This is a genomic window from bacterium, from assembly GCA_009926305.1.
Lineage (GTDB): Bacteria > Bdellovibrionota_C > UBA2361 > UBA2361 > RFPC01 > RFPC01.
The window spans coordinates 1-14,019 of the sequence record RFPC01000001.1 but is presented as its reverse complement, the minus strand read 5'-3'; the positions used below and the strand labels follow the sequence as shown (position 1 = coordinate 14,019).

At 46.9% G+C, this 14,019-nt stretch carries 13 protein-coding genes; 5 read left to right on the top strand and 8 right to left on the bottom strand.

The window, feature by feature from the left end; all coding sequences use genetic code 11:
* Positions 1-24 precede the first annotated feature (24 nt).
* On the bottom strand, positions 25-2,649 hold the full coding sequence (locus tag EBR25_00065) for an LPS-assembly protein LptD (GenBank protein ID NBW39376.1): 2,625 nt from the start codon (positions 2,647-2,649) through the stop codon (positions 25-27).
* A gap of 333 nt (positions 2,650-2,982) precedes the next feature.
* Positions 2,983-3,837: an acetyl-CoA carboxylase carboxyltransferase subunit beta gene (locus tag EBR25_00060; protein ID NBW39375.1), complete on the bottom strand. Its 855-nt coding sequence runs from the start codon at positions 3,835-3,837 to the stop codon at positions 2,983-2,985.
* 128 nt (positions 3,838-3,965) lie between these two features.
* Between EBR25_00060 and EBR25_00055 the strand changes: the two genes are divergently transcribed.
* From EBR25_00055 to EBR25_00040, 4 genes are all read left to right on the top strand, one after another.
* Entirely contained in the window at positions 3,966-4,775 is an 810-nt protein-coding gene (locus EBR25_00055; protein NBW39374.1) for a Nif3-like dinuclear metal center hexameric protein, read from the top strand.
* A 51-nt stretch (positions 4,776-4,826) separates the two neighbouring features.
* Positions 4,827-6,014, top strand: coding sequence for a phosphoglycerate kinase (locus EBR25_00050; GenBank protein ID NBW39373.1), 1,188 nt, complete (start codon positions 4,827-4,829; stop codon positions 6,012-6,014).
* A 326-nt stretch (positions 6,015-6,340) separates the two neighbouring features.
* Positions 6,341-6,523 carry a hypothetical protein gene (locus EBR25_00045; GenBank protein NBW39372.1) on the top strand — a complete coding sequence of 61 codons (183 nt, stop codon included), beginning with the start codon at positions 6,341-6,343 and terminating at the stop codon, positions 6,521-6,523.
* 153 nt (positions 6,524-6,676) lie between these two features.
* Positions 6,677-7,378, top strand: coding sequence for a hypothetical protein (locus EBR25_00040; protein NBW39371.1), 702 nt, complete (start codon positions 6,677-6,679; stop codon positions 7,376-7,378).
* Between the two features lie 21 nt (positions 7,379-7,399).
* Here the strand turns inward: EBR25_00040 and truA are convergent, their stop codons facing one another.
* Both truA and EBR25_00030 read right to left on the bottom strand, forming a co-directional pair.
* A complete protein-coding gene (truA, locus tag EBR25_00035) occupies positions 7,400-8,158 on the bottom strand; it encodes a tRNA pseudouridine(38-40) synthase TruA (protein NBW39370.1) in 759 nt (252 codons plus the stop codon).
* 3 nt (positions 8,159-8,161) lie between these two features.
* Entirely contained in the window at positions 8,162-9,187 is a 1,026-nt protein-coding gene (locus EBR25_00030) for an aspartate-semialdehyde dehydrogenase (GenBank protein NBW39369.1), read from the bottom strand.
* Positions 9,188-9,269: 82 nt separating this feature from the next.
* On the opposite strand from EBR25_00030, the gene EBR25_00025 reads away from it, so the two are divergent.
* Complete coding sequence (locus EBR25_00025) at positions 9,270-10,073, top strand: hypothetical protein (protein ID NBW39368.1); 804 nt, start codon at positions 9,270-9,272, stop codon at positions 10,071-10,073.
* A 139-nt stretch (positions 10,074-10,212) separates the two neighbouring features.
* On the opposite strand, the gene EBR25_00020 is transcribed toward EBR25_00025, so the two are convergent.
* The 4 genes from EBR25_00020 to EBR25_00005 form a co-directional block, all read right to left on the bottom strand.
* The gene (locus EBR25_00020; GenBank protein ID NBW39367.1) at positions 10,213-10,572 is read right to left on the bottom strand and encodes a hypothetical protein; all 360 of its coding nucleotides are present in this window, start codon (positions 10,570-10,572) and stop codon (positions 10,213-10,215) included.
* 135 nt (positions 10,573-10,707) lie between these two features.
* Positions 10,708-11,094 (bottom strand): hypothetical protein, encoded by a 387-nt coding sequence (locus tag EBR25_00015; protein NBW39366.1) that lies wholly within the window; start codon positions 11,092-11,094, stop codon positions 10,708-10,710.
* Positions 11,095-11,351: 257 nt separating this feature from the next.
* Positions 11,352-11,666 carry an integration host factor subunit beta gene (locus EBR25_00010; GenBank protein ID NBW39365.1) on the bottom strand — a complete coding sequence of 105 codons (315 nt, stop codon included), beginning with the start codon at positions 11,664-11,666 and terminating at the stop codon, positions 11,352-11,354.
* Positions 11,667-11,932: 266 nt separating this feature from the next.
* Positions 11,933-13,324: a tetratricopeptide repeat protein gene (locus EBR25_00005; protein ID NBW39364.1), complete on the bottom strand. Its 1,392-nt coding sequence runs from the start codon at positions 13,322-13,324 to the stop codon at positions 11,933-11,935.
* Positions 13,325-14,019: the final 695 nt, after the last annotated feature.

The window sequence follows — 14,019 nt, the reverse complement described above, 5'->3', positions numbered from 1 at the left end:
GCTTGAACAGACTTCCATCACCTATTAAGGGATTTGCGAATTCCCCTGTCGATTAAACCCAAAGTTCTGAGTAAAGTCACCGAGGCCCTTCAAGAAAAATCGGAAAAGAACCGCCTCTCTATTCGGGTTTAACTGCTCAGTGAAACCAAGATCGATGTGCCAGCAATCACATGCACTCGAGAATCGAAGTGCAGACTGTTGCTCAATAAACTCGGATGTTCGCTCATCGAATCGCGCGTAGTATCCCAACTTCACCCGCGGAGCTAACACAAGCTCGAGGTTTCCTTCAAATTGTCCAACACTACCATCGACTGAAGTATACCGCGCTCGTACACTGTCACCTCTATCATCAAAGAAATGAGACTCAACCGACCAAGAAGAGACATCACCCGTCTCGGGATTATAATTTGTCGAAAGCCCAAGACCAAAATCACTTGTCGGCGTCAAGTAGAATTGCGCCCCCAAATCAGAGAACGGTCTTCGGTTGGGATCGAGATCCTCTTGGTCTTCGGTATAATCATAACTTTGTACCAAGCGGAAGGATGCGAGTTGCCGAATGTTCTTCCGTCCTCTCCGTGAAATTCCTCGGCTCCTTCCCATCCCTCCGGTCAGACCGCCCACCGAACCACTCATGCCTCGATCAAAGCCAGAAAGTGGTGAGAGCGTATCGAGTGTTTCAAACTGCTCCGTATCTGGTAAAAGCTCCTCGATTCCTCCCCCTGCTGGGCTCAAGGAGTCAAAGCTTCCAAGAAGTCGGGTCATTAACTCATAGGTAATAACGCTTTTCTTCCTTACTCGGTCGAAAGAATCAAAGAGTGGCAGATCCGACTGACTCGTGCCTGGAACATAAGAAAAAGAGACTCGCGGCTCAATCGTATGCTTTACTCGCTTTAGTATACTCCCTTGATTTCGCGCTCCAAGACTCGTCATCGTCCTTAAGAAGCTGTCCGAAGAAACGTCATAGATCCGCTCAAGTGCCGTCCCTATCTGATAGTTGAGGATAAAGAGGTCACGACTATTCGAATCATCAAGATCCGCTCCTCCCGCAGGATTAGTCACTTCATCGAGAGAATACACCGTATGATGAGCTGCCATCTCTAGACTACTATTGAAATAATTCTTGTAGCGCAGAGGAATTCGCACAGAGGGGCTCACATTGTATCGAATACCATCATATCCATTGTCGCGCTGGAAATTGACCGCGCGAAAATCGAGCTTTGGAAGCACCTTCAAGCCATAAGGATTGTAGCCAAACGGACGATAACTCTTCGCCATATTTAACGAGAACTCTGGAAGGCGTTGAAAGGTGGTATCTTGTGGGGTGACAAGCGCTTCGTTCCACTCTCCAACCAGTGAGGAAGAGACAAAATCTCCAAACTGACCACGCAAGGCAATTCGCGAAGTAGCGTACCGACTACTCGGGAGACCTATCTCCGATGCATTCAGTTCGCGAAGCAAGAGCGTATCACTCACCCAGTGAATATCTGATACCAAGCTCAACGGCACTGAAGAAGAAGGCGAGTTGCTCCACTGCTGCTTCGCATACAGTCCCAAACGATTATCATCTATTTCTGGCTCCGCAATATTACTGATATCGGTTCCTCGCAACTCTCCATCTCGAGGCGTCTCATCCGAATAAAACAACTTCCCCTCAAAAGAAGAACGCAACGAATATGCTTCGCGATACTCCAACTCGGTTCCAAAACGGGTTTCTGTCTGAACAAATGGTGCAAGAGTTATGTCGGTTGACTCATCCACTACGAAAAAAAATGGAAGTCGAGTGTTGAACCCATCTCTGTTGCTATACCCGAACTCTGGTACCAGCAGACCACTGGACCGTTCTTGCTTTACCGGAACAGCCAACCATGGGGCATAAAATAGCGGGACGCCTTGAAATTCAAATACCGGGTTATACGCATGGGCATAGCCCTCTCGCTCAGCCGTCACCCGCGAGGCGCTGAGCTTCCACGGGATAGAGCCATCCTCACACGAACACGTAGTGAGCGAGCAGTCACTCATTTCAAATTCGACATCATTTAACTTTTTGGCTCTCTCAGCAGAGAATTGAAACGCTGAGTCTTCCAGAGTAAAGGTCGCTTGCTCGAATTCGCCTACCTCTGAATTAAGATTAAACTGCATTTTTTCTGCGGCAATATTTGTTGTCTCTCCTGTTAAGACGACTCTTTCCTCTAGGCTTGCTTCGTTCGTATCGAGATCGACACTTCCTCGTTCACCTTGAATCCGAAAATCCTGCCCCGAAATAAGCACTCCATCAGAACCGGAAATAATATTTTCTTCTTGATTGAAATTTACAATTGGTGCCGAGAAATCTACTTGATCACCACCAGACACCGTCGGAGTCATGAGAGACTTTCTTTTTTTAGAAAGCTGCTCTTGAAATCTATCAGAGTCCTCTCGAAAAATTTCCTTCTCGTCAGGCGCAATTACTTGGGCAAAGAGAGAAAGGGGCATAACAACGAACATGATGACTATTGTTATAAACATCAGGGGAACGCGAAAAAAAACCGTGAACACGACACGGTCCGCTCCTCTCGCTTCTGATTGACGCAAGACTCCTCTTCTTCCCTGCTCTGCTGATTTCAATTGACATCCCCCTTTTGTGCTGACTCTCAGCGCAGCCCTGAACACGGACTTCCTAAGGCAATAGACCACCTATTACAGACCGCAACCTTTCTATTTCTCTGTCGACGAAAAAACGTGGCGCTCGGATTATGACGAGATAAGAACCTTCCTCGTGGAGTATAAACGCGAAAATGGCAGTCTCAAAAGGGATGAAATAACTCACTTGTCGATCAGCTTCGATTGTTTTGGGAAAGTGCGCTAAACAGCAGCTGGGGCTCTGACCTTTTGAATACAAGAGCCATGAGCCGAATGATTTGGGCTCCTCCTGTGAAGAATGCAGGTTCAACTGGTATCACCGATAACGCCTAGAGAGGCTTCAGAGGTATTCCGATGTTTTATTTAGGCTTTAAAACCAAAATTCGTCAGAAGACCCGCAATCTCCTCCTTGAGATCGGCCCTCTCCACCACCATATCGACTATCCCATGCTCCAGTAAAAACTCGGAGCGCTGAAATCCCTCAGGAAGCTTCTGGCGAATAGTCTGCTCAATAACTCTCGGCCCTGCGAAACCAACGAGCGCCTTTGGTTCAGCGATGATTACATCCCCAAGCATCGCAAATGATGCGGCGACCCCTCCCGTTGTAGGATCGGTAAGAACTGATATGTAGGGGACCCGCTCTTGACCTAGCCGACCGAGAGCTGCGCTAACTTTCGCCATCTGCATCAGCGAGAAAATCCCTTCCTGCATACGAGCACCGCCTGAGGCGCTTACGATAATGACTGGCCTGCGCTCGGCAACTCCGATCTCAACGATTCGAGCAAGCTTCTCTCCGACCACTGAGCCCATGCTCCCACCCATGTATCCAAACTCGAATACGCCTAGGACAACCGGAATATTTTGGACACGCGCACGACCGGTGATTACGGCCTCTGGAGAACCACTCGATTTCTCAGCCTTCTTGACCCGTTCTTTGTACTTCTTGCTGTCTCGAAAATTTAACGGGTCACTCGTTCTCAATTCTTTATCGATTTCCGAGAAAGAGTGTCTATCGACAACCACGGGGATCCGCTGTTGAGCCGTAAGTCTGAAGTGATATTCACACCGAGTACAAACGCCTAATGTGCGGCGTAGCTCCTTCGTATAGAGAATCGCTCCGCAACGAGGACACTTGGTCCAAATATCGTCTGGCATCTGAACCCGTTCGTTCTCTTCTGCCTGCGGCTTTGGTGCTTTGCTTCTCGTAAACCAACCCATTTTGTCCTTCTCTTAGGAAAACAATGCGGACGGAAGGCTATCATCCTTCCAAACTATTTCCAACTCTCCCGGAGAATGAACGACCAATGGGTTGAGATGCGGAAAGAAAACTCGTAACATCTTGAATTATGGATACTTCTCACACAGCAGTTCGCCTGGCGGATATAACGCAACTTTTAGACGAATTGCTCGATCCCGATCGATTTACTGCTGCGGATATCGCCTGGAACGGACTTCAAGTTGAAGCCAACAGCGAGGCTATCGTAAAAAAGGTCGGATTAGCAGTTGATGCAGGGGTATCGATAATACGAGAAGCCATTCGACAAGAATGCGACCTTCTTATCACTCACCATGGACTCTTCTGGGGAACCGCTCCTTCACCAATGGTGATAGGGAAGACGGGAGAGAAAATAAGGACGTTAATAAACGGCACATGTTCTCTTTATTCGTGCCACCTCCCTCTGGATGGAAATCTGACAGTGGGAAATGCATCGGAGATTGCACGGCTCCTTGAGCTTACTGATATACAACCTGCTTTTTCGGCTCTTGGAGCGACAATCGGCGTCGTTGGAATACTCCCCCAGACTCTTGAAAGGTCTCAACTCGAATCACATCTCCTCAGTCGAATTATTCCAGAGAAGGCGCAAAAAGGAATGACCTGCTCACTTCTGTTCGGTCCAGAGCATGTCTCTCGAATAGGCATCGCGACAGGATCAGCGAGTTCGCTCATTCCCGAAGCGAAAGCGCTGGGGTGTGACGCTTTTCTCTCAGGCGAACCAAAGCATGAGGCATACCACCTGGCTCAAGAGGAAGAAATGAATGCCATTTTTGCGGGCCACTATCACACCGAGACCTTCGGGGTGCGGGCGATAGGAAAATTTCTTGAGAAGAACGCAAAAATTCAGTGCATATTTCTGGACGAGCCGACTGGTATCTGATTGAGTAACGCAACGCTTATTTTACCAAACCCTTACTATACTGAAGACTTTATGAACACCATTCACGATATTGACCTTAAAGGAAAAAGAGTTTTTGTCCGAGCCGATCTGAATGTTCCGCTTAATGAGAAAGGTGAGATTACAGATCGTCATCGCATCAAGTCTTTTGCGCCGACTGTTCGGCTCATTATTGAGAAGGGAGGGATCCCTATTGTCGCATCGCACTTGGGAAGACCTGGAGGGAAACGTGATGACTCCTTTTCGCTCGCTCCAGTGGCAAAAGCTCTCGAGACTGAAGCGGGATACCCTGTTCAGTTAGCTCCCGACTGCGTGGGTGCTGCCGTCATTGAGTTGGTAGAAAAGGCATCTCCGAACCAGATCATTCTTCTAGAAAACCTACGCTTTCATAAAAATGAAAAAGAAAACCAGGAAGCATTCGCCCAGTCACTCGCTTCGCTCGCTGATGTTTACGTGAATGATGCCTTTGGAACAGCACATCGTGCTCATGCATCCGTTGTTGGCGTGCCCTCTTACATGACCGTTAAAGTTCCAGGACTGCTCATGCAGAAAGAACTCGATTATTTCAAGAAGGCACTTATTCAGCCTGAGCGGCCATTATGCGTCATTGTAGGCGGAGCAAAAATCTCATCCAAACTCGGTGTACTGACGAGATTATGCGAAAAAGCGGATAAAGTGATTGTGGGGGGCGCGATGGCGAATACCTTCCTGGCTGCTCAGGGTATTCAAATGGGTCGCTCTCTCTATGAGCCAGCGCTCTTTCCACAAGCACTCGAAATTCTCGGGAAAATTGCAAGAAGAGGTGGTCAACTGTACCTCCCTGTTGACGTTGTCGTTGCCCCAGGTCTGAAGAGCCAAGGACTATCACGAAATGTTACGGTGCAAGAAATTCCCGCTGACTGCATGGCGCTTGATGTAGGACCAGCATCACGAATCCTCTTTCAAGAGGCCGTTCAAAATGCAGCTACTATTGTTTGGAATGGCCCAATGGGAGCCTTTGAACATGAGGAGTTTGCCGCAGGCACAGAGAGCATGGTCGAGAGCGTAGGGAATGCTCTTGGGGTAACAATTGTCGGGGGTGGTGATACCGATGCAGCGATTCATAAACTCGAACTTGCACACAAATTCGATTTTATCTCGACTGGTGGAGGGGCTTTCTTAGCACTCCTTGAAGGCCAACCTCTACCAGCTCTGAAAGCACTGGATATTGCAGTAGAGTAAAAGGATTTCGTAGCAGCAATTACGTCATTACACACATTCTTTTAGCGCTTTCTATAGCCTGACCATTCGTCATGTAAGCAAAATTCACGCTCGCTACGCCAATCTCGGAGAAAGACGAGGTCTTAAATTGCCACAGAAATTTCCACCTATTTAGACACCAAAAGTTTAGCAAAACCGAAGAGTGGTCGACTTCTTGTTTAGATGGAAACATCGAAACGGAGCAATTCTATTTTGAGAGAAAAGGTGCTGAGTCACGAGGGTACGGAAATCCACTAATATAATACACGGAAGTCAAAATCCTCGAAGATTTGGTCCGGAGTAGTACAATGAATGATAAGACAATACCGAAGTTAAACCCTCGTATCAAAGAGGTGTCTGAACGGTTCCTCCATCAAAGCGATGCGGAACGAGCTGTCCGTCTCAGATTGTTGAAACAACAACTCATGAACGGAACGTATAAACCTAACAGTGTGACGTTAGCGAAGGCATTAATCTCCCCTCCGCACTAAGCGAGAAGAGTTGCAGTCGTTCTATCACTGGTATCAAGCGTCATAATAAGAGGCAGAGGGGTTTCTCTCTCTTCTGATCCATGGTCGGGACTGTTACGCTACGCAGGAGTCACTGGCCACTATAACACTCCAAAAGGGTCAAAAGAGGAATCTGTGTTGCTTCGATGGAGCGTGAGAAAGCGTAAGGTAAAAATTGGGGGCGTTGCCTTTTTCTTCTCCTATGTCTTTTCACTTCCTCTTGCGCTGATAGGCCTCTCCACCGCACGCCAGGTCATCTCAACTGCCGATAGCTTTACGCTCTGGCTCCTCCTAGCTGGACTTCTCCTTGGATGGTGGTTTGGATACACACTCCTCCGAGGCCAGATATCAGTGCTGATTCATGAGTATAAACATGCACTCCTCGCCCTGCTCGTTGGGAACAAATGGAAAAAGTTGAAATTGAAAGGGATGTCTGGTTCCTTTCAGTACAGCTATACTCAGGACACGGCTGAATATAATGCTTTTATCTCACTGGCACCCTATTTCCTTCCCGTCATTACCTTTATCGGACTGTTACTCTACCCGATTCTCCATCATGCCAATACGGAAGGGGCTCTCCTTTTTTTGGCAGCCATCCATGGAACAGAACTCTATCTACAACTCAAAGATGCCACCCCTATTCAAACGGACCTGACGGGTATCAAAGGAGGGTACTTTGTTGCACTCGGATATATCTTTGCAGCAAATGCATGTATCACATCACTTCTAATCCTTTGGCTGGTTGGGGGGAATGATGGATTACAGATATTTGGGCAAGAGCTCTATCAATGCGGGCTGTTAGTGGTCGCAACTGTGCGAGCTATATTCATTCCCTAAAGCACCATTTTCCGTTGCTTCCTAGAGTTTTCCCTCGGGGTATTCAACCCAATCAAGACTGAGGCCCCACGGTTCAGCCGTAGGCCCGGCACACCGGCGATCACATGACTCCAACACCTCCCGACATGACTGGAGCTTTCCAGAGCGCCTTCCATACTCAATAAGTGTCCCGACAAGATTTCGAACCATCTGTTTCAAAAACCCCTTGCCCTGGAATTCGAAGAGCACCAACTCTCCGCGCCGCTCAATAGTAATCTCTTCAATACACCGCACTGGGGACCTCGCTCCACAACCATGTCCGCGAAAACTCGAAAAATCGTGCGTACCGATTAGACATTCTGATTCGTGCCTCATGATATCTATATCGAGTGGTTCAATAACATGCATGACGTACCCAAATTGCAATGCTGGGGGACTCGGATGATTCCATACGGCATACGAGTATTGCTTTCTCATCACATCATGTATGGGATGGAATTCATCACTGACAAATGACGCTGATAACACCGACACTTCCGATTTCAGGATACTACTTACTCCAACCTGAATCTTACGAAGCATTTCCTCTTCAACAGGAGCTTCGAAACACACCACTTGTCGTCTTGCTGAGACTCCAGCGTCAGTTCTGCCGGAAGCGATTGGACGGGAGACTGCTTCTGACCGCAGGACCGTTTGAAGCGCCTGATGGAGCTCGCCTTGTACTGTTCGTACCTCAGGCTGAATCTGCCAACCAGAAAACTTCTTCCCATCATACTCAATAACGAGTCGAATTTTTCTCATGCTTTACGCCGAACTCTCTTCTTTAAGCGATAACACTTTTTCTAAAATCTGCACCGCGTTTAAGGCGGCCCCCTTTCGTAGATTGTCAGCAACTATCCAAAGGTCGAAGCCAGAGTGGACTGACTCATCCTTTCGAATCCTTCCCACAAAAATGGGGTCACGCGTAGCCGCATCAATCTGTAACGGAAAATCCTCATGATGGGGAAATACCTCAAGCGCATCCTCGGCTTCAAACAGCGCGATTAACTCATCACGGGAAACCGGTTCTTGCAGCTCAACATTGACACTCTCACCATGACTATGAAAAACAGGAACTCGCACTGCCGTCACCGTTATAGGAAGGTCGGGAATTCCCAAAATCTTTCGTGTTTCCTCAATAACCTTCTCTTCCTCTCTCGTGTATCCACTCTCTAGCATCACATCAATTTGAGGAATACAGTTGAATGCAATTTGATATTGAAAGGCTTCATTAGGAATAGCGGTCTGAGTAAAAACTGCTCTTGTTTGCTCCCAAAGTTCATCAAGCGCCTCTTTCCCTGCTCCAGAAACCGCTTGATAGGTTGATACAACTACCCGTTTCAATATTCCAGCACGATGCATTACTGCAAGTACGGGAGCAAGCTGAGCTGTGGTGCAGTTCGGATTCGCGATGAGTTGATGCTCAGCTGAGAGCAACTCGCCATTTACTTCAGGAACAATGAGGGGAATCTTCTCGTCTAGGCGGTAGACACTCGAATTATCAATTACCGTAACTCCTGCCTCGAGCGCCAGAGGAACATATTTTTCAGCAAGCTTTGAGTCGAGTGCAAAAAGCGCATAATTAACGCCTGAGAAGGAGTCTTCTGCAAGCTCCTCCACCTCGATTTCTTCTCCATGAAAGGCATAGAGTTCTCCAGCTGACTCCTTAGAGGCAAAAAGGCAGAGCTCTCCGACTGGAATCTGCCTCTCTTCGAGAATCCTAAGCATCTCACTGCCAACAACACCCGTTGCCCCTACGATGGCAACTGCTGGGCCTTTTTTGTCTATCATAGAAACTTTTGCCTTTTGTTGAATTCTTATTGGGGTGATACTACATATTGCAGACTCTGAAATAAACCAATAGAGACATACAGTGAGCCACTCGGGAAAATACTTTCAAAAAGACGATGGAACACGAGTTCCTACTGCTTCCTACCAGGCTCTCTCGAACGGCTTTTTATCACTGAGAGATGGCTTTCACCTCTCGCCTCCAGCCTTGGCTGAAGGACCAGCCTACGGACTCGCTATGGTAGTTCGGTATGCGCTAGGGTTGTCCGCTGCTGGTGGTCTCATCTGCGGTTTAGTAAGAGACACATTTTGCGGAAATATCGCAATAAATTGCCTTCGACATCTAAAAAATGCTGGGTCAGATATAGTGATTCTCGTTCTTGGTCACCCCGAGGACCAGCCGCTCTCTTATATCGCGAACGCTCTCGAGAGTGCCAAAGCGTACGGAATGAAAGTCGAGTTTTGGAGTACCACTGACCAAAACGATTTAGTCGTCGACCTAATCCAGGAATGTCATAATATTATCTTCGGGGGTTCTGATATCGAATTTCCGATTGCAATCCGCCCGCCACAGGAACAAGAATTCATCAATCAAAGTATCTCTATCTTGAATGAATTGAGTACGCCGGTTCACTGCATTCTTGCGCCGCATGGAGTGAATCTTGAGACGGGAGAACCTAACGGAGAACGACTCTTTGCGTCTTCCACAATGGCTCTGGGTGCACCATTAGAGTGCCTCACAAATCACACAGATCTCCTTGGGAGATTATATCTCGCAGATATGTCGTTTCCGAGAAGTTTCTACACTGCCATCGCACCTGAGTTCCCAATCTTATTTGACGAGCAGCCCATCATTCGACTAGAGGTCTGTTCGACTACCGATCCATAAGTCAGCATATTTACAGGGCGATAACACCTGAGAGCAGCACGAATTGTGTGAGAAAGAGACAACAAGATATGCAAAACCCCTTAAAGGCCCCCTTAAAGGCCCCTTAAAGGTAGGAGCTATTGAGTTCAGAAGGCACGTATTAGTTCTGTGTGCCGTTCACTCCGTGGCTCTCTCCGTGGCCCTCTCTGTGGCCCTCTCTGTGCGGAGTTCCAAGCCCGTACAAGGTCCAAGCGTAACAAGCAATTTTTCCACGCTCGGAAGGGATATTCAATTCAGTAGCATCGACTGCCTCTTCAGCGGTGAGCAGTATCTCCCATCCAGGCTGTGGCGTACTTTGCTGACCCCCACTCAGAAGCGTTAGTTCCTCACCATCAGCAGTCCGAACTTTATCGAAACCTGCTCGACGATCATCCCAAGACAACGGACGTATGCCAGCTGAATAGCGGCTCTCCAGTGCTTCTTCGATACGCACTATTCGTGGCTTAAACTGCTTGTCCATGAACACCCTTCTCGTTTGATAAATCTTGTACTGCTACTGGCTTCCTCTTCACCAGACAATACACCATTGGACTATTTGATTAAATAGCGATTAGACTCAAGACCTAAGGAAAAACCTGCTGAAAAGGCTCTCAATTTATTCAATAGCCTCTGCCGGCTCGATCACTTTCTCTACCTGCATTGCAAAAAAGGGAGCAGGACCTCGGCGAAGATCTTTCATCATCTCAGCAGCTTCTCGCGTCTCTACCACTGACCATTCTACAACTGGCTCTCCCCGTGGACCGGGCTCACCTATCTTTGTTGGTACCAAATAAGAGTTTCCAACAAGCGCATCGAGTTTTGATAAAAGGCGAACGACATTAACAGCCATCTTTTTGTTGTTAGCAGTCCGAACCGCTATTCTCTCTACCTCTTCCGCGACTTCACTAATCTTCCACTGGTTCCTACCGATATTCGGACACCCAAAGTATGCTTTCCCGTTGTCTACCGCTCGTTCTAAATCTTGCAAGAAATCAATTGACATCTCTCTACCTTCTCCAAAGAGCAAGTGCTACCCTACTGATTTAGCGCTATTACACACCAAATCTCACTCCCCCGCCATATTACTTCACAAATTAAATCTTCGACAGAAATGGGCGAAAACTAAAGAAAAATTAATACTCCTCTCCAACCCGCAAAGGCCCTGTCTAACGCTCAAACGGCGCCCCCTTGCACAGGGCAAGCTATAAAGAATTGCTCTAAAATAACAACACGAGAGGATGGAAACGTTGATTTCAGTGTTTAATGCGAAACAGATGCACCAGAATCTTCTTGATCTTCTATCTGGTCAATACGCTCCTTAAGCTCCTTCCCCACCTTGAAAAAGGGAAGTTTCTTTTTGGGAACATCAATACGTTGACCAGTCTTTGGGTTTCTCCCCTGATAGGAATCATACTCTTTAACAACAAAGCTACCGAAGCCTCGAATCTCTATTCGACCTCCACCAACGAGGGTATCCCTCATCTTTTTATAAATGAGGTTCACTACCTCCTCTGCCTGAATGACGTTAAGACCCGTTTTATCAGCTAGCTTCTCTATCAGCTCAGACTTGTTCACAGTTCAACCCCTCTTTATCATTAGCCTTATTTGGCAATCATACACAAAAGTATTGGTGTGCTAAATGCCCTAAATGCATCACGCACACTTTTCCGTCCATCCTCGCAAACAAGCCCGAAGAACCCCGACCAAAGAACGGACCGTCCCCCGCGGCTTGGCTAACCAGCCGAAGCGACTCCTATTACGATGAGAATCTGACCCATTTGTCATCTTTGAAATACGGAAAATGGAAAATAGTAAAACATCATCTTTCTCTGTAGAACGAGCTACGCTCCCCTACGAGTTGAAGATGGTTTGAGCGAACGCGTGTCAGCAAGGAGTGTTTCCACTTTTTCAGTGGCGAATTTCGCTTCTTTCGGGAGCCCAAGCCGCTCCAGGGCAACTGCCATCAGTTGCCACCCTGGTGCGTCATCTGGGGAGAGTCGAATGACCGCCTCTAGGACGGTTCTGGCCTCTTTCAGGATTCCAACATCAAGAAGTGACACTGCAAACTGAAGCAGTATCTTTGAATTCCGTGGCGCTCTCACTATTCCCTGCTCGTATGCCTGAGTACCTTCTGCTATCGCACCGATTTTAAAAAATGCACGTCCAAGATTCGCGTAGGCATTTATGTAATTTGGATTGAGGGCTATCGCTTTTCTCAAGTGAGGAATTGCGAGATCTTCTTTATCCTGACGCATGTAGTTTACCGCAAGATTACACAACGCCTCGGGGCTATGAGGAGCTCTTTGCAGTGCTGATAACAAAACGTCTTCTGACTCTTGAAACCTGCAAAGCTCAGTAAGAACGAATCCCAAATTAACTGAAATGCTGATATTTTCAGGATTCAGAACAAGCGCTTTCTGGAAGTATTCTGCACTCTCGGTTAACCGACCGCCGGTGTTGTGCTCCACTCCTAGCTCAAATAAATTTTTCCACTCTTCTGGTTGTTCTTTCAGCTTGAGCTCACCGAGCATTGCATAAAGCCCCATTCTCTTTTTTCTCTCTATAAGCTCGGGAGTGTTCCCGTAGTGATGAAGAATGATAGAGCACTTCTCCAACTGAAGTTCATGCTCTCTAAGGATTGAAGGCTCTACAAGCTCATGGACACAATTCTCATAACGAATTTTCGGATTATTCGGGAATAACCGGCACAAGTAACTATCGAAAAAGCCTACGTACTGCTTTTCCCTGTGAGGATAGCTCCCTCGAGCGGGCTGAAAACGACTGAGACGATGATCGTTGGTATAGTGGCGTTGGATAAACTGGTAGCACTTCTTCTCCCCCTGCAGAAGCTCGCGAAGGTACTTGTGTTGCGATTCGTCAATAACTTCATCTGCATCAAGCACTAAAATCCAATCTCCTGTGGCGTGAGACAGAGAAGTGTTTCTGTGAAATGAAAAGTCATTCATCCATGGCTGATGAATCACAGTTGCTCCAAACTCCTGAGCGATGATTGCCGTATCATCGCAAGAACCGGTATCTACAAGAATAAATTCAGAAAACAAGGAAGAAGCACTCTCCAGAGCATTGCGAATACAGTGCGATTCGTTCTTTGCAATCATGCAAAGCGAGAGCGTAGGCCCCTGACTTTCTCGTGGTGGATGCTCCATGAGACTTAAGATGCCTGCCCTGGAGGTGGGGTCGCATTCTCCCCACCTCCACTTCACCAGATTCATTGGTTGATAACTCCTCAAATATCCTTAAAGGTAAGGTAGTTAGGGGAGTTCGATAACCATTGTTTCTGTCATATTCTAAATTTGCTTCAAATATAAAATTAAAGAAGCGTTGTTTCTGATAAACGTCATAATTTTTCCAAGCATATTCAGGGTTTAGCAAAATTTGAAAAACTTGTTCTCTGGAAGTTCGATAAGGAATTGAATAGTCATAGTCATCATTAATTTTTCGCTCTAATTCTTCAATCTCAACTCCAAGTTTTTCAATAATCTTTTCGTATTGCCTGACAACTGTATCATTGGAAGCTGTAGCGATTTTATCTGTAATAACTTCTAACTTAGCTTCTAAGGTTTTATGCTCGTTAATAGCCTTATTCTTTGATTTCTCTTGGTCATTGGCTGCACTTTGCCAAACATCATCAAATATCGCTTCAGCAAGCTCTACAATCTCAGTACAAGGTTTAATGTCAGCAACTAGTACATTAAAATCATCGTCAAGTTGAGCCTTTCTGATGCTTTTCCCGTAGTAATCACATCCCTTAGTGGCACATTTATAGTAGGGATGCTTCTTGCCAGTTTTACTTTTTGAAAAGGCAGCCGTGAGCTTATTTTTACAGCAGGAACAATTTACTAATCCTCTTAGCTCAAAGTCTTCCCGAACATCCTGCCTTACAAAGCTAACAGGTTTATCATTTAAG